Annotated in this window: 17 protein-coding genes; 13 read left to right on the top strand and 4 right to left on the bottom strand. The window is 53.6% G+C overall.

What is annotated here, in order from left to right; genetic code table 11:
• Nucleotides 1–62 precede the first annotated feature (62 nt).
• Nucleotides 63–341, top strand: a complete 279-nt coding sequence (locus tag AACW87_RS01060) for a hypothetical protein (RefSeq protein ID WP_042866969.1) — start codon at nt 63–65, stop codon at nt 339–341.
• 143 nt (nt 342–484) lie between these two features.
• Here the strand turns inward: AACW87_RS01060 and AACW87_RS01055 are convergent, their stop codons facing one another.
• Entirely contained in the window at nt 485–1,471 is a 987-nt protein-coding gene (locus AACW87_RS01055; RefSeq protein WP_241326338.1) for a phage integrase, read from the bottom strand.
• 66 nt (nt 1,472–1,537) lie between these two features.
• A complete protein-coding gene (locus tag AACW87_RS01050; protein WP_241326337.1) occupies nt 1,538–1,837 on the bottom strand; it encodes a helix-turn-helix domain-containing protein in 300 nt (99 codons plus the stop codon).
• Nucleotides 1,838–1,953: 116 nt separating this feature from the next.
• Between AACW87_RS01050 and AACW87_RS01045 the strand changes: the two genes are divergently transcribed.
• From AACW87_RS01045 to AACW87_RS00995, 11 genes are all read left to right on the top strand, one after another.
• Complete coding sequence (locus AACW87_RS01045; RefSeq protein WP_241325099.1) at nt 1,954–2,283, top strand: Cox family DNA-binding protein; 330 nt, start codon at nt 1,954–1,956, stop codon at nt 2,281–2,283.
• Nucleotides 2,280–2,519, top strand: coding sequence for a hypothetical protein (locus AACW87_RS01040; protein ID WP_241326336.1), 240 nt, complete (start codon nt 2,280–2,282; stop codon nt 2,517–2,519). The genes AACW87_RS01045 and AACW87_RS01040 overlap by 4 nt, the downstream gene beginning before the upstream one ends.
• A complete protein-coding gene (locus tag AACW87_RS01035; protein WP_029305002.1) occupies nt 2,519–2,719 on the top strand; it encodes a hypothetical protein in 201 nt (66 codons plus the stop codon). Before AACW87_RS01040 ends, AACW87_RS01035 begins: the two co-directional genes overlap by 1 nt.
• Nucleotides 2,653–2,910 carry an ogr/Delta-like zinc finger family protein gene (locus tag AACW87_RS22590; RefSeq protein ID WP_445206839.1) on the top strand — a complete coding sequence of 86 codons (258 nt, stop codon included), beginning with the start codon at nt 2,653–2,655 and terminating at the stop codon, nt 2,908–2,910. The genes AACW87_RS01035 and AACW87_RS22590 overlap by 67 nt, the downstream gene beginning before the upstream one ends.
• Nucleotides 2,911–2,949: 39 nt before the next feature.
• Entirely contained in the window at nt 2,950–3,270 is a 321-nt protein-coding gene (locus AACW87_RS01025) for an ogr/Delta-like zinc finger family protein (protein ID WP_065479349.1), read from the top strand.
• A complete protein-coding gene (locus AACW87_RS01020) occupies nt 3,267–3,908 on the top strand; it encodes a GPO family capsid scaffolding protein (RefSeq protein WP_241326335.1) in 642 nt (213 codons plus the stop codon). Before AACW87_RS01025 ends, AACW87_RS01020 begins: the two co-directional genes overlap by 4 nt.
• A 13-nt stretch (nt 3,909–3,921) precedes the next feature.
• A complete protein-coding gene (locus AACW87_RS01015) occupies nt 3,922–4,887 on the top strand; it encodes a P2 family phage major capsid protein (protein WP_241326334.1) in 966 nt (321 codons plus the stop codon).
• Between the two features lie 4 nt (nt 4,888–4,891).
• The gene (locus AACW87_RS01010; RefSeq protein ID WP_241326333.1) at nt 4,892–5,617 is read left to right on the top strand and encodes a hypothetical protein; all 726 of its coding nucleotides are present in this window, start codon (nt 4,892–4,894) and stop codon (nt 5,615–5,617) included.
• Nucleotides 5,618–5,880: 263 nt separating this feature from the next.
• A complete protein-coding gene (locus tag AACW87_RS01005) occupies nt 5,881–6,162 on the top strand; it encodes a hypothetical protein (RefSeq protein ID WP_241326332.1) in 282 nt (93 codons plus the stop codon).
• A complete protein-coding gene (locus AACW87_RS01000) occupies nt 6,159–8,147 on the top strand; it encodes a replication endonuclease (protein WP_241326331.1) in 1,989 nt (662 codons plus the stop codon). Before AACW87_RS01005 ends, AACW87_RS01000 begins: the two co-directional genes overlap by 4 nt.
• Nucleotides 8,148–8,461: 314 nt before the next feature.
• Nucleotides 8,462–11,524: a TrlF family AAA-like ATPase gene (locus tag AACW87_RS00995; protein WP_241326330.1), complete on the top strand. Its 3,063-nt coding sequence runs from the start codon at nt 8,462–8,464 to the stop codon at nt 11,522–11,524.
• A 924-nt stretch (nt 11,525–12,448) separates the two neighbouring features.
• Here AACW87_RS00995 and AACW87_RS00990 read toward each other — a convergent pair.
• The gene (locus AACW87_RS00990; protein WP_241326329.1) at nt 12,449–12,859 is read right to left on the bottom strand and encodes an H-NS family histone-like protein; all 411 of its coding nucleotides are present in this window, start codon (nt 12,857–12,859) and stop codon (nt 12,449–12,451) included.
• Nucleotides 12,860–13,166: 307 nt separating this feature from the next.
• Here AACW87_RS00990 and AACW87_RS00985 point away from each other — a divergent pair, with 307 nt between their 5' ends.
• The gene (locus AACW87_RS00985) at nt 13,167–13,358 is read left to right on the top strand and encodes a YegP family protein (RefSeq protein WP_241326328.1); all 192 of its coding nucleotides are present in this window, start codon (nt 13,167–13,169) and stop codon (nt 13,356–13,358) included.
• A 153-nt stretch (nt 13,359–13,511) separates the two neighbouring features.
• Here the strand turns inward: AACW87_RS00985 and AACW87_RS00980 are convergent, their stop codons facing one another.
• A complete protein-coding gene (locus AACW87_RS00980; protein WP_241326327.1) occupies nt 13,512–15,827 on the bottom strand; it encodes a Tex family protein in 2,316 nt (771 codons plus the stop codon).
• Between the last annotated feature and the right edge of the window lie 217 nt (nt 15,828–16,044).

Here is a 16,044-nt window from a genome sequence, read left to right as displayed (position 1 = left end):
CACGTCCCGGGTAATTGCAACTAATCTGAGGGGTAATCCCATTCATCCTCACAGGAGTCGTCATGCACTTTGATGAAGTCAAACCGGAAGACTTTGCCACCTTCTCCCGCGTTCCCCCTCCTCACCTTCAGATGGAACAGTTTTTGATGCAGCTTGGTGGTGGCGGAACCGAAGGCACTCACTTCAAGAAGAAAGTCATGCTGGCGGCCGGTTGGAGCCATACCGGCGTGGTTTCCTATGGCAAGTACCCGCAGGAGGCCTGCAAGGCATTCAATCGACTGCGGGAGGTGCTGGCCCGGCATCAGGATCCTGAAAGCATTCTGGCCACCCTCAGTCAATGAGTCTTGGCGTCTTGTAAAAAAGCCCCTTTCGGGGCTTTTTCGTACCCTGTGCAGCTATCGGCCGCACAGGGTATCAATCACTTAGCTACCATTATGGCCCAATATCACAGGGCAAAATGTCCCTAAATGTGGACACAGTGTGGTCACTCAATGCCAGCTCTTCCCCGTAGTGGATTGAAGGTGATGGCATCCTGCAAATAATCCGGTGCAAAGTGCGCATAGGTCATTGTTTGCTGGATGTTTGCATGGCCCAAAATCCGCTGTAGCGTGATGATATTCCCCCCATTGGCCATAAAGTGTGTGGCGAACGTGTGGCGCAAAACATGGGACGCTTGCCCGTGTGGCAAGTCCGGTTTCACCTCTCGCAATATCTGCCTCACGACCAGGTAATCTACCTTCGGAAATAACCGCCCTGTTTTCCCATCAACCAGCTGTGTAGATAAGTCTGCCGAGATTGGCACCACGCGCGTTTTGCCATTCTTGGTGGCCACGAACATGACCCGCTGATTGATGACATGTTCGGCCCTGAGTGCAGCAGCCTCTCCCCACCTTGCACCAGTGCTCAAACACAACATGGCCAGGTTGCGATTGTCGCCCTCTAATCGAGTTAGTAAACCGGTAATCTCACCTTGAGATAAATAGCTCATGGCGATGGGGGCCTCTTTGAGCTTCTTCATTTCTCTCAATGGGTGAGGTGCGTGATACATCCCGGCACCAATCAGGAAACTAAACATCCCCCCCAAGGTGATCAACCGCCGATTCACCGTTGAGGCTTTTATCCCCTGGCTGAGTAGGCGAGATCGAAATACCGCAATAGCACGATCATCAATCTGGAAAGCACAGGGATTACCCATTAATCGCTCAACCAGCCCCAGGGTTTGGCGTGCTGTTACACCCCATTTCATATTCTGCCCGTGATAGAGCCACCAGAGTTGGATGAGTTCAGACAATCGCCGAGCATCCTTCGGTTTCTCTATCCACGCCTTGTCATGCTGGTTTGCCAGCACATACCGCTCGAAGGCAGTTGCTTCATGCTTCTTGGCAAACTTCCGCCGGATACGCTTTCCGTTGCGCCCTTGCGGTCTAATGTCCACTTCATAACGACCATCATCGAGCTTCTTAATCGACATAAGGAAGCCCTCCGATGTAACCCAAACACGATGTTTCTATTTCGCTGAGAAATGCCTCATGCAGGGTTAGCCAATTTTCTGGTCGGAGAGGGATGAGTCCCCTTCCTCTTGCCCAAAGTGTGCGAGAGCCGGTGCTATCTGACCGGCTTCCGGAGCGACCTTATCGGTCATAAACCAGAGCGTGTACTTAGTGAATAAAGGGATGTTGAGAATCTTCATGGAAACGTCTGTCGGTGGCGTGGACCTCCCAGTTTCATAATAATTTAGTGTTCCAACAGGAACCCCTGTCGCTTCTGAAAACTGCTTTCTCGTCATGTATTCAGACTTTCGAATCAATACCAGTTTTTCACTTATGCTCGTTGACATAGTGATTTGATCTCCATAGCATAGTATCAAGATGTAAATAGTTAACTATCTATAGGTAGTCAACCAACCATTATGATGCACTAAGGCCCATTGAGGCCCGCGAGGGAGAATATCAGATGACAGCAGCAAGCCAAACCCAACCGCCGACCGAGACAGACCCGCGCGTGTCGCTGGTGCTCGAACCCATGATAAATGCCTCCGATGCCGTGCCCGTTGAGGTGTTCGCCAAGATGATTGGCAAAACCAAGGGCGCAGTGCGGGGGATGATTGAAAAGGGCAAGGTGCCGGTGGTGCCGATGCGCAACCCCCTTAACCCGAGCGCCCCCGCCGAATACTGGATCTACCTTCCGGCATGGAACGAGGGGATGAAACTGGCCTTCGAGAGCCGCCCTCGTGAAATCCGTGACGGCTGGTTGTCCTGGCTGGGGCTGGGGTGTCCGGTATGAGCCAGACATGGGATGAACAAGCAGCCTTGAACATGGCGGGGGCACAGTTGCTGCGCGAAACCGTGGAGCGGGTCAATAGCCGCCAGCAACGGGCCAGCCATGAGAAGGGGGCGCAGTGCCTGTCGCGCAAGCTGGCAGTGCTGCAAACCCTGAATGGCGGGCAAAGAAAAACCCCGTTTAACGGTGCGCTAACACCAAACGGGGTTTCCAAATCAGCTTTAGAGGGCATGATTTGATGAGCATCTTATCTATCCCCTGCGCGTTGCGCAACCTGCGGCTGCAACGCCGCAAGCTGGCGGGGTCTGCCTGCCAGCGCTTCATACACCTGCCTGACTACCTTGTCGCCATTGAGCAACCTGACGCCTTGGCATGGGCGGCCCTGTGGCAACGCCTGCCCCAACCCGTCAACCCACTGCGGGGGAACCTATGCGCGTGATGTGCACCGAGTGCGGCGAACTGGGCCGCATTACCAAGACCTATCGACACACCCGAGGCGTGGCCACGCTCTATTGCCAATGCATTGACCCCGAGTGCGGTCATTCGTGGGTGTCGTCCCTGTCATACAGCCACACCCTGCACCCGTCAGCCAGGAAAATCCCCGAGACGTCACCCGTTACCAAAGCGTAACCCGATGATGCCTCACGCCATTTGTGCCGGAGGGAAACTATGCGTGTGCTTTGCACCGAGTGCGGCAAGCCCGGCCGCATTACCAAGACCAACCGCATGACAGCGGGGGTCGCCAATATCTATTGCCGTTGTTCGGATATTGCGTGCCACCACTCCTGGGTGTCCACCTTGTCCTATAGCCATACCCTGAGCCCGTCCGCCAAGCGGGCCAATGAACTTACCCTGGCGCTGGTGCGGGCCATGTCACCCGAGGCCCACGCCAACTTGTGTCAAAGCGTGAACGAGCACCAGCAACAGCTGGATATCGAAGCCGCACAAGAGCGGGATAAACCGGTGGTCACACTGCGGAGGGTCGGATGAGCAGTCAGGTAAAAACAGGCTGGATTTGTATTGCCAGCGCGGGGCCGACACTAGATGGCCGCACTATCAGTCCCGAGTGTCTGCGCCAGCTGGCCGAGACATACGACCCGAACTTTTACGTGGCCAACCTCTGGCCGGAGGGGGTGCGGGGTCGCCCGCTGGGGCACGTCTACGCGCTCAAGGTGCAAGAGCAGGGCGACCAGCTCAAGCTGCTGGCGGTGCTGTGCCCGACCCTGGAGCTGATAGACCTCAACACCAGCGGCACCCATGCCTTTTGCACCATTGAGGCCAGCGAGAATTTCGCGAGCACTGGCAAGTGGTATCTGTCCGGGGTGACGGTCACTGACCAGCCCACCCTGACGGGGCTAACCCAGCTGCAATTTAGCGCCAAGCCACCGAGCGGGCGCCCCCTGGTGGTGCCAGTACCGGCGCCCGCAGTTCCTGCGCCTTCACCTGCAAAACCGGCTTTCCGGACATCAAAACCCGAGCGGATGTTTAGCCAGATAGAGGCCCTGTCGGCGGGGGTGGCGGCCCTTTGCCAAAAGCTGGACAGCTTCACCCCGTATCGACCCAACCAGCCGAGCGCCGCTGACCGCAGTGACGACCCCACCCACGCCAACCATCACCGCATTTACTAAGGAGCCCCACCCGATGAGCTTATCTGACCTGCTGCGCGATGTGCGCCTGAGCTTTGCTCCCGCGCCCCAGCCTAGCTTTGGCAACCTGGATACCGCCGCTGGCCTTGCCCTGACGGCGGCCATTGTGCAGGCCACCCCGTTTTTGTGGATGGTTTCTATCCTGGGCGTGGATGACCCCCATGCACCGCGCTTTGACCCGCTCAAGCCTGCGCTGCGCAGTGGCCGCAAGGCGCAGGGCCGTTTTCTGGTGCGGGCCGAGCCGAGCAAGCGCGAACATGAATACGAAGAGCTGGATAGCAGCGCCATCTGGACGTGGCAACAGCTGGCCCAGATGCTGGCAGGGCTCGACCAGCGCCAAGCCAACAACCTGCTCGAAGGCTTGGCGCTGGCTGCCTTTGGGGATGACCTGATACGGGTCGGTTTCCATGGCCAGACTGCCGCCGTCAACACTGACCCCGAGGCCAATCCGAACGGGGAAGATGTGATGATGGGCTGGCCTGCGCTGGCCAAGGCTGCCGACCCCGAGGGGCTGCGGGTGCTACGCGATGCTGTGACGTTTGCCCCCAGCGGCCAGGGCGATTTCGCCGACCTGGACGCGATGGTGTATGCCCTGATTGAGAAGTTGCCAGAAGCCTACCGCCAAGACCCGCGCTTGGTGGTGATGGTCGGCGGCGACCTGTTGCAGGCTCACCAGAAAGCCTACCTCAAGCCAGGGCAGGTACGGGACAAGACCCAGCGCATGAAGATTGCCGACCTGGGCATTGTATCTCACCGCCACATGCCCCCCACCTACTTGGCCATCACCCTGGTCGAGAACCTGCAATTGCTCACCGTCAACCATACCCACCGCCTCAACGCGGGGGACGTTGACGCGCTCGCCAGCTGGAGCATTCGCTACAACCGCGCCCAGTCCTACGCCCTGGGCGAGCCGACCGCTTACGCCGCCTTTGATGCCATCACCCTTGCCACTCAGGAGTAACCCCATGCAACAACCGATTTTGCAGGCCGTGCCGACCATTCAACTCCCTAACGCCCCTGCGGGCACCCGCGCCAGCCGACTGGATGAGCACGTGGCCCTGTTCCAAAGCGAGCACCACAAGCTGATGGAACTGGACGGCGAAATTCACACCCTGCGGGAACAGCGTAAAGCGCTGCTGGCGCAAATCCCGTCTGCCAAGGAGCGCCGCGAGGAGCTGCGCCAGGGGCGGATTAACCAACTGATGGGCGGGGTGGTGTCGCTGGAAGCGGCGCAGGAATACCGCGAACTGGGGGAACTGCTAGAGGATGCCAAGGCGGCGACCACCTTGTCAGAGTGTCAGGAAAAGCGCTTGGCCATGCCGCTCTATCAGGCCCAGCTGGCGGCCAACAGTGCCCAGAGCATGGTGGCCGGAGGCTATGAAAGCTACCTCGACCACAAGGTGATGCCGTCCATCCTCAATGCCCTCAAGAAACGTCTGGCCGAGCTGGCCGCCCTGACTCACGCCAAGGCCACTATCATGGGGCCGAAGGGGGCGCGCAAGTGGGCACAGAACGAGCTGGCCCACGCCCTCAAAGAGGCGATGAGCGGCGAGCAGGTGGCACTGGATGGCGACAAGCCCGCCGCCCGTGAGGTGCTGGCCACCTCGACTCGCCCGCAAGCGGCTGACCTGCTGACGCTGTGCAATAGCCCTGGCAAGCGCCAGTGCTTGCAGCGGGAGCTGGAAGAGTAACCCGACCATATGAAGAGGGGAGCCGATAACGGCTCCCCCCAGTGCTCACACGCTTATCACAACAGAGCGAGCGGGCGCAGATTAGCAAAGCCGAGCGCGCCGGACAAATGGCCGGACGGGAGAGACGAAGAAGAAGGAGGTGCAGCGAACAAAACAAAACAAGAAGAGGAGAGCAAGAGAGGCTGAACGCCAGAAAAGACAAAGGGAGCCGGTCGAGGGGCCCCCTTTAGCTAACCCATATCAAGCACGACAAGAGATAGCCAATGAACAGTATCAAATTCAATGCCGCCCAGCAAGCGGAGGGACTCGTTTTGTCCGCATTCTGGGGTGAGTCCCTGCGCCAAGACCATCACCGCCTCTATTCCCTGCAATCGCGCCTTGCCGTATTGCGTATCCGGCGACGGGTCAGGGGGATACGTGACAGGGGCCAAGTACGGGTGCTGTTGCAGATGTGCCGATTAACCCGCGCCACCTTGCGCCAAGCCCACACCAAGGCCACCGCCCACGCCAGGGCACTGCGGGCAAGCGTAGGGGGTCTGGTATGAACAACCCGCTAAGCACCTTCACCGACAAAGGCCACCCCCGCCGTAACCAGTCCGCCGCAGTCTTGCGGGCACGGGTCAAAAAGATGACCCACATCTTGCAGTTGCAACTGCGGCCCCTGTGCCCGCTCGAAGAGGCCCGCAAACCCGCCAGCCAGCGCGACCGCAACGCCTCCGCCTCAGAGGACACCATCCGCTCCTATTTCAAGGACAGGCTGGGGGTCTATGACCTTGATTGGGCGCTCGACCTGCTGATGTTCTCGGTTAAGCGGGGCCAAGGCGGGTCGGTGCAACTGGCCGATGAACTGGTCGGCGAGCTGTTCGTTGGCTACTGCGTGCGGCGGGTGCCTGCCATCCTCAAGGGCATCACCTGCAAGGAGGCCAACCTCTGGCTATGCGACCGGGTAAAGGTGCTGCGGCAAGTGCAGGCAGACCTGCCCGAACCGCTGGAACAATTGCAGCACAAAGACCGCCGCGAAAAGCTGGCTGTGGATTATGTGGAGCGCGTCCAGCGCCTGCTGGATGCGGCCACCAATGGCCAAGCCGACACCATGCCCGCCACCTACCTCTGGCGGGTCTGTGGCCAGCCGCTCAAACCCTGGGGATTCCTGCCCACCCTGCCGCGCTTCAAGAGCACCGAGGCCCGCGATACCTTCATTGCTGCCCACCTAATCCGCTGGCTCGACCCGCAATGGTGGGCGCGCAAACTGCGCAAGCTCTGGGAGCAATATCGGGAGCACTGCGCCATCTTGCTTGGCAAGGTGCGGCGCGGTGTCTCGCCCTACGTGTCGAGCTACGCCCTGCGGGCCTTCAACGAGCGCCAGCTGGCCGCCGAGCTGTGGCTAAAGAGCATGGAGGCGCACAACGAAGCGCACGACATTACTATCTCCCTGGCCGATGCTGTGGCCAGCTCGATGGCCAACCCGTCAAACCGCCGTGATGAACTGGTGGTTAGGGCGCGGGGCTTCTCCGATGCAGCGGACGAAATGGGCTATGTGGGCCTGTTCTTCACCTGGACTGCCCCGAGCCAATATCACCCATGGAAGACAACCCCCCAGGGACATGGCCAACCCGCTCGCACCACTGAAAACCCCAAGTATCAGGGCCATACACCCCGCGACACCAACACCTATCTAGGCACCCTCTGGAAGCGCTGCCGCGCGGCACTCGCCCGCCGTGGTATCGAGTATTTCGGCTTTCGGGTCGTTGAGCCCCATCACGATGGCACCCCCCATTGGCACTTGCTGCTGTTCGTCAATCCGGCTCAGCAGCATGAGCTGATAAGCACCTTGCAACGCTACGCCCTGAGCCATGACCAGGGCGACCTTGAGCGCAAGCGCCATCCGGTGAGCAAGCGACCCTATAGCGACATCACCCCGCGCTTTGACTGGAAGGTAATGGATCCGGCCAAAGGCGGGGCCGTGGGCTACATCGTGAAATACATTGCCAAGAACATAGACGGCCACCAGATAGGGGACGAAGGCGACCTAGAGGCTGAAACCGCCGCCAGTGAAGGGGCGAGACGGGTCAGGGCGTGGGCGTCCCTCTGGGGCCTGCGCCAGTTTCAGCAACTAGGCGGACCGTCTGTGAGCGTGTGGCGAGAACTGCGGCGACTACCAGGGCGAGTGCAAGAGAAGGAAGGCCGCACGGTGGCCCCGCTTGAGAGTGACATCATGGAAGAGTGCCGCCGCTATGCGGACGCGGCGAACTGGAAGGAGTTTACCTATTCCATGGGCGGCCCTGTGTGCCCACGGGATGCGCGACCGGTGCGGCTGCATCACCTAATAGACCTTGCCAAGAATAAGTACGGGGAAGATGTGATCCGGCTTGTAGGTGTAGCCGCTGGCAGCGCCGCTAAGCGAACCCGTATTGATGGCTGGGTGCTACGCCGCAAGGCGACCGACAAGCCCACAGAGAGCACCGAGGAGGTGTTGAGCGAGCAAAGCGAAGCGAAGCAGGGTTTGGCGAGCGTAGCGAGGTGCCCTTAAGCGGCGATAGCTGCGCTCCTTGGAGCTCTGGCAATAACTGTACGCAGACACTATTCTCCGAAAGCCAACACAGTAACGGAGACTCTTCATGTCAAAAATAGCTCTGACTCTGAAGATAGAGAACGTGACACACAGTCATATGTAACATTCAACTGCAAAGATTCTTAATCTTTGAACCACTTCAACTTTAGTCTAAGGTATTTGTGAAAAAATAAAAACCTGAGTGCTTTGAAACCTTTCTGGGACTATCGTATTTTCAGCCAGTAAGGCATTATCTTACCAGTGTAAAACAACAAAAAAAGGATAGCTTTATTATGAGTGCGGATAATTATGCAAGAGGCGCTGAGTGGCGAAAATGGGATCTTCACGTCCATACTCCGTCATCAATTTATCAAAAGTTTGGGCAAAATGATGATAGCACATGGGAGAGTTATATTAATGACCTGGAGAACCTCCCTGATGAGTTTGCTGTCGTTGGCATAAACGATTATTTATTTATTGATGGTTATGAACGGCTACTAAAGGAACAGAAAGAAAACGGCAGGTTAAAGAAATTAAAGCTGCTCCCCGTTGTTGAGTTTAGAATAGATAAGTTTGCTGGTATAGACTTTGGGAGTTTCAAAAGAATAAACCTGCATGTGATTTTTTCTGATGACGTATCTCCAGAAACTATAAGAAGCCAGTTCTTAAATACGCTTGAACAAAGTTACACTCTAAACTCTGGTGATAGCTGGTCAAGGTCAATAACTCCGGAAAGTGTGGCAGACTTAGGCCGAGCCATAAAGATAGATGTTCCCCCAGAACAACTATCAAAATATGGGTCTGACATTTTTGAAGGATTTAACAACCTCAATCTGAAGGAAGACCAGATATATAAATCCCTTGAAAAAGACTGTTTTACTGGGAAATATATTATAGCTATTGGAAAAACTGAGTGGTCAGAGCTAAAGTGGACCGATGCTTCAATTGCAACAAAAAAAACAATCATCAACAAAGCGGATATTGTGTTTACATCTTCGGAATCCGTAGAAGCATTTTTTAAATCTAAAGAGCAATTAAGAAAGCAAGGTGTAAATGACTTCTTGTTGGATTGTAGTGATGCTCATTATCTGTCATCAGCAACGGACAAAGATAGACTTGGCAAGTGCTTTACATGGCTTAAAGCAGACCCAACTTTTGAGGGGCTGAAGCAGGTATTAAACGAGCCAGTTGAAAGAGTTCATATTGGTGATGCACCTCCTCTGTTTGAGCGCGTATTATCCAACAGAACAAAGTACATAAAAGACCTCCGTATTTTTAGTGCACATGACTATAATGATGAAAAGAACGTTTGGTTTAATGATGTATCCATTCCATTAAGCAAAGAGCTTACTGCAATTATTGGGAATAAAGGAAGTGGTAAGAGTGCAATTACAGATATAATATCTCTTTGCTCAAACTATTATGACAGCCATGACTTTTCGTTCTTAACACCTAGTAAATTTAGAACTAAGAATGGAAAGCTCGCTAAAAACTTCACTGCAGAGTTAATTTGGGAAAGTGACGAAAGGTACATTAGAAACCTAAATGAGACCCCCAATAATACGGAGGTTTTAGGGGTTAAGTATCTTCCTCAGGGACGGTTTGAAAAGCTAACAAATGAAATAAACTCTGCCACTGAATTTCAGCAAGAAATAGAAAGTGTTGTTTTTTCACACATTCCTGAATCAGAAAGACTAGGGGCATATAATTTTTCTGAATTGATTGATAAAAAAACAATTGCGGTTAATTTAGAGCTTGATGAGTTATATGGTGATATAAAAACGATAAATAGCTCTATATTTTTATTAGAAAGTAAATGTACTGATGACTACAAGAATGAACTTCTTAGTAAGCTGAAAAAAAAGCAAGAAGAGCTTACAGCCTTAATTAAGCCAGAAGAAGTGTCAGACCCTAACAAAGATCCTGAAAAGAAACGTCTGCATGAAGAAGTTGGCAAGTATATCTCAGAGCTTAGAGATAGCATTGCTACTCTTGAGAATGCCATAAAAGAGGCCGAAAAAAACAAAGGAATTTATAATGAGAACATTCAGATTGTAAATGATATAAGATCTCAAGTATTGCAGAAGGAACGTGAGATATCATCTTTTAAACAATCCTTGTCGGAAGTATTTAAATCTAGAGGTATTAATGCAGAGATTAACACTTTAATATCATTCAACACTGATTTCACCGAGCTAGATGCCATATTGGAAATGCAAAAAAATGGCCTACAGCAAATCAATGTGATACTAGGTGATGAAATTAATGAGAACTTGCCAAAAAATCTAGTCCAGCAATTACAAGATAAGAAAAATGACCTACTAGTTGCTCAAAATGGTCTAGATACAGAGCAGCAACATTATCAAAGTTACTTGACAAGGCTACATGAGTGGGAGAAGAGTAAACAACTTCTACTAGGTACAAAAGATATACTTGGCACAATAGCTTTTTACCATGCAGAGCTCGATTATCTAGACAATGAACTTAATGTAGATCTCGAGGCTGAATATAATGTCCGCATAGATATAACAAAGAAAATTTTTGATAAAAAACAAGAGATAATAAATGTATATAAAAGTGCTCGTTCTACTCTCAATGAGATTATTGCAGAGAACAGCAGCACTCTTAAAGATTATAAAATAAGGGTTGATGCATCTTTAGTTCAAGTTCAAGATTTCAATACCTCCTTCTTGGGAAGTATATTGCAGAATAAATCCGGCTCATTCTACTCAAAAGATGGTGCTGAAAAGGAGTTAGCATTATTAATAGGTGAGACAGATTTCGATAGCAAAGATGATACTGTTTCTTTCTTAATTAGAATCATGTCAGCATTCAAGTGTGACCGAAGGATTGGACAAAATAATGCTAAAAGAGATATACACCAACAAATAAGAAATGTGCAGGAGCTTTATAACTACCTGTTCACTTTGTCATTCTTGACAAATAACTACAAACTAAAGCAAGGTGATAAAGAGATTGAACAACTATCTCCCGGGGAGCGCGGGGCATTACTTCTCGTTTTCTATCTCCTGCTTGATAAAAATGATATTCCATTGATAATCGATCAGCCAGAGGATAACCTTGACAACCATAGTGTTGCTACTGTTTTGGTTCCATTCATAAGAGCCGCAAAAAAGAAACGTCAAATAATAATTGTAACTCACAATCCAAATCTTGCAATCGTATCTGATGCAGAACAAATCGTTCATGTGGAACTGGATAAAGAAAGTGGATATAAATTTTCAACCCTATCAGGCAGTATTGAGAACAGAGTTATTAATGAGAGGATTGTTAAAATATTAGAAGGGGACATGCCTGCATTCAATACTAGGAAGAAAAAATACTACGAACAATAAATAATGGTATTAATGAGGCCTCAAGTTGAGGCCTCATTATATATTGTCGATATGAAATTTAATTTTCATCAAACTTACAAATAACCATACACAACATGTATTGAACAGGTTTTATCTAACGAATCTGATATTCTATTGCCGACACTTTTATTCCAGATACTACACGTTCATAAGAAGTTAGATGCCGCAATGCATTGGCGAAAGAGATCACTGCAAAGGAGCAGACGCTTTATGTGGCGGGCCACGGCTATCTGCCTGGAGTGTCACAGGGGATCTCTGTGGTGCCACGGAAACCACGCTCTTCCGCTACCACCTATGTGTTAGGCATATCACACCATTCTGCAAAGACTTAGCGCTTGAAAAATAGATTGATTAGAACTTATAAAGCAATAGAAGCGGTATCCTGTAGGCTAAGAAAAGACTATCCAGCCAAGCTCAAAACACGTATGCCCCCACGCAGCTGAGAGAGCTACGGACAGGGCTACCTCACGGAATCCGCGCTCATCCGCTCCCGCCTGCGCGCCCCGTATAGAAAACTTTTTGCAAAAATGGATTACTGCAAAACCATATGCCCAGAGCCCGCCAGCGCTGGGCTTTGCGGCTAGAACCCGAACTGAAAACAGTGAACATTTTTTCACTGTTTTACAGTTTTTGATGTGGCCTCATGGGGTAGGGAGAAAACATAAGCGCATGATTTATAGGTTAAAAGCCTACTTTCCGTGAGCATTTTAGCAGGGCGCCACTTTTTTCATCGGCCAAGGGTGAGTAGATTTTTTCCTTTAAAATCAGATGATTAATCAGTTTTTTGTCAATGTGCGGTTTTGCAATTTTGCAAAAATTTTAGGCAGGAAAGATAGGGGGTTGCAGGGCGTGAGAAGGCAATGAAAATGCCGCCCGTAGGCGGCATTTGGTAAAGCGCTGATATTAAATCAGGAAGTCATCAAGGCTCTTGCCTTGCTCAACTTGTTCAGCGATTGCCTTTGGCATACGGCCCTGACCAGTCCAGGTTTTCTCTTGGCCATCTTCTTGATATTTGTATTTGGCTGGGCGTGGTGCTCGTTTCGCCTTATTGCTGGCCTTGGTTGAAGCGGCAGGGGTCGAGCTACTGATTAAGTCACGGGGGTCTACACCAGCTTGTTTCAGCATCTCAGAGAACTCAGCCAGCTTACGCTGATGCTCTGCTTGCTCGGCCCGTTCTTTTTCGGTGGATTCAAAATACTCTGTATAAACCTGCTCGAATTTTTCTTTAACTTCTTGCAGTTGTTCAAATGACAGCTCGCGCAGGGCCGCCCGAAGACTACGGATATTCAGCAGTGTTTTAAGAAAGTCGTTCATGGAGTCCCCATTAAGTGGCGGATAAAGGCGGTAGTCAATTTCATGAGGAACATATCATAGAAAATTGGAAAGGATATATAGATATCATTCGGATAATTCTGGATGTAAGTGGCCATAAGTTACAAGACCCAGCAAGGCAAGTAAGGCAATGCCTCTCTGCCTTTCTTGTCTTACTGGGAGGCAAGCGCAGCGCGGCAGCTCTGGGGGAGTGGGATTTATGGATCCACTCGAGTGTTGAAAAAACCTATTGAGCAGGTATGTTATTTAGCAGCCATGCGCTGTTGCATGGTGTTCAAAGGAGTTGAGCATGGGTTACTACGTAATTCACAAATCTAAGAAAACAACGGACCAGCCATTTTACTTTGTGCTGCACGCTTCGAATGGCGAGCCTATCGCTACAAGTGAAATGTATGCATCCAAGGATGGTGCTAAAAATGGCATCAAGTCCGTGCAAAGTAATGGTCCAACCACGGATGTTCGCGATAAAACGGATGAGTAAAGCCGCGAGATGTGAAGTGAAAGCCCCAGCAAGCTGGGGCTTTTTGTCGATGTGGTCAACGTGTGGACATTGACTGAAACAAATCCTTTTGTTTCATGTGCTTACTCGCTTTATAAAAAAGACCTTTCGGGGCTTTTTTCATGTCTTGACGGCTTATTTCTTGGTTTTGGAGAGGGCTGCCGCGAAGGCGTTGCCCATGGCGCCGCCACCCACCGGCGTGCTTGGACGCGGCGCCTGTCTCGGCTTGGTACTGTCAGCATTCGTGTTGCGGGACTCCGCCGGCTTGCGGGCCGGTTGTCCGGCTTTTTCGTCCAGTCGCATGGTCAGGCTGATCCGCTTGCGCGGGGCATCCACCTCCAGCACCTTGACCCTCACTATGTCACCTGCCTTGACCACCTCGCGGGGATCCTTGACGAAGCGATCCGTCAGTGACGATATGTGCACCAGCCCATCCTGATGGACGCCGATGTCGACGAAGGCGCCGAAGTTGGTGACGTTGGTGACCACGCCTTCCAATATCATCTCGGGCACCAGGTCGCTTATCTTCTCCACCCCATCCTTGAAGGTGGCGGTCTTGAACTCGGGGCGCGGGTCGCGGCCCGGCTTGTCCAGCTCACCTATGATGTCGGTGACGGTGGGCACGCCGAACTGCTCATCCGTGTAGTCGGCCGGCTTCAGGCTGCGCAGCAGACTGCCGTTGCCGAGCAGGCTCTCAACGTGCTGCTGGAGTTGCGCCAGGATCCTCTCAACCACAGGGTAGGATTCCGGGTGCACCGCCGAGCTGTCGAGCGGGTTGCTGCCCCCGCGAATGCGCAGGAAGCCGGCGCACTGCTCGAACGCCTTGGGGCCGAGCCGGCTCACCTTCAGCAGTTGCTGGCGGCTCTGGAAGGCGCCGTGCTCGTCCCGATAGGCGACGATATTCTGGGCCAGGGTCTGGGAGAGACCGGATACCCGATTCAGCAGGGCGACCGAGGCGGTATTCACATCCACCCCGACCGCGTTCACGCAATCCTCAACCACGGCATCCAGCCGGCGGGCCAGCTGGCTTTGACCCACATCGTGCTGGTATTGGCCCACGCCTATGCTCTTGGGATCTATCTTGACCAGCTCGGCCAGGGGATCCTGCAGGCGGCGGGCGATGGAGACGGCGCCACGGATGGAGACATCGAGATCCGGGAACTCCTGGGAGGCGAGCTCGGAGGCGGAATAGACAGAGGCCCCCGCTTCGCTCACCACTATCTTCTGCGCCTTGGCGGCGGGGTAGCGCTCGAACAGATCGCTCACCAGCCGGTCTGTCTCTCGCGAGGCGGTGCCGTTGCCTATGCTGATGAGCTCGACCTTGTGCTTCTGACACAGCTCGCTCAGGGTCTTGAGGCTCTGATCGATCTGGCGCTTCGGCTCGAACGGGTAGATGGTGGCGTGATCGACCAGCTTGCCGGTGGCGTCGACCACGGCCACCTTGACCCCGGTGCGGATGCCCGGATCCAGCCCCATGGTGCAGCGCATGCCAGCCGGCGCCGCCATCAGCAGATCCTGCAGGTTCATGGCGAACACCTTGATGGCCTCGTCTTCTGCCGATTCGCGGATGCGGCCGATCAGCTCCGTCTCCATCTGCAAGGAGAGCTTGATCTTCCAGGTCCAGCTCACCACCCCCTGCAGCCACTTGTCGGCCGGGCGGTTTTGCAGATTCAGCTTGAGGTGGTGGGCTATGATGCCTTCGCAGGGGCTGGTGCCCTCGTCTTCACCCGTGATCAGCGCCAGATTGAGAATGCCCTCGTTGCGACCGCGCAGCATGGCCAGCACCCGGTGGGAGGGGGCCTTGTGCAACGGCTCGTCGTGCTCGAAGTAGTCCTTGAACTTGGCTCCTTCCTGCTCCTTGCCTGCCACCACGCGGGCGCGCAGGGTGGCGTTGTGCCACAGGTAGTCCCGCAGCTTCTCCAGCAGGTCGGCCTGCTCGGCGAAACGCTCCATCAGGATGTAGCGGGCGCCGTCGAGGGCGGCCTTGCTGTCAGTGATGCCGTGCTCGCTGTTGAGGAAGGCGGCAGCGGCCTGTTCGGGATCCCGCATAGGGTCCGTGAGCAGCAGGCTCGCCAGCGGCTCCAGTCCCGCCTCTATGGCCATCTGCCCCTTGGTGCGACGCTTGGGCTTGTAGGGGAGGTAGAGATCTTCCAGCCGTGTCTTGCTGTCGGCGCCGTTCAGCTCGCGGGCCAGTTCCGGGGTGAGTTTGCCCTGCTCCTCGATGGAGCGAATGATCACCTGGCGGCGATCCTCCAGTTCACGCAGATAGCCGAGGCGGCTCTCCAGGGTACGCAGCTGGCTGTCGTCCAGGCCACCGGTCACCTCTTTGCGATAACGGGCGATAAAGGGCACGGTCGAACCTTCATCCAGCAGGCGCACGGCCGCCTGCACCTGTTCCGGACGGGCATTCAGCTCACCGGCAATCTGTTTCTCTATTACATGGCTGTGCATCTGGGATCTCTGTGGTCGCTTCTATCCAACTGGCCCGGGGTGGCGTCGATGTGCTGCGGCCGGTTATGCCGCTCGTCAGCCCGCCGCCTCTCTGCACCATGAGGGGGGACCGCATGGTGTGCATTGAGCGTCGCCGGGACTGGCCCGCACCCAAGGCGCCAAATGTGAGCACTATATGGGGTCGGGCGGCGCTATGCCACCCTGCTGAAATGACATG

This window comes from Aeromonas sp. MR7 (assembly GCF_963899385.1).
Classification (GTDB): Bacteria; Pseudomonadota; Gammaproteobacteria; order Enterobacterales; family Aeromonadaceae; genus Aeromonas; species Aeromonas bestiarum.
This window is presented reverse-complemented; position numbering and strand designations above follow the sequence as displayed.